Consider the following 515-nt stretch of genomic DNA (forward strand, 5'->3'; position numbering starts at 1 on the left):
GGGTCACTGACCCGCAACCCGCTGACCCATGTGCGCACGACCTATTTCGGATTGCGGCACTATTACCGCGAAATATGCCGCTATTGGCACGCCCGCGCGCCGCAGGGGCTGACCCCACAGCAGCAGGATTTGAAACGCGCCATGCTGCCCGCCGCGATCTGGCCGGGACAGGATGGCAGCATGCGGGCGGATCTGCTGATCCGCGCCGATTGCTGCGATCCGGCGGCGATGGCAAAACTGGCGGGGCTGGCGGGGGGAAAACCCCGCCCGCCGCATCGCGCTCAGCCATCACCCCGATCCCGGCTTTGCCGGTCGCAAAACCGGCTATTCGATGATCTTTGACGACGGTTTCTTTGACCTGTTGCAGCGCGACAACGTGATCATCGCCTGCCCCGAAGACCGGGTGCAGGCCGATGAGGTGCTCCGCTTGTAGCGCTTTCTTCACCCGGCTTCATCCGGCCCGCGATCATGCGGCGGCACGGTGATCGGGCCGTCAGCGACAACCGTGATCGGGG

General features: G+C 65.2%; 1 protein-coding gene. It reads left to right on the top strand.

The window, feature by feature from the left end; all coding sequences use genetic code 11:
* The coding region (locus tag TG4357_RS19610; protein WP_158509101.1) for a hypothetical protein at window positions 1–342 on the top strand (342 nt) is incomplete at its 5' end.
* Between the last annotated feature and the right edge of the window lie 173 nt (window positions 343–515).

The organism is Thalassovita gelatinovora (assembly GCF_001458355.1).
In the GTDB taxonomy this organism is placed as follows: Bacteria; Pseudomonadota; Alphaproteobacteria; order Rhodobacterales; family Rhodobacteraceae; genus Thalassobius; species Thalassobius gelatinovorus.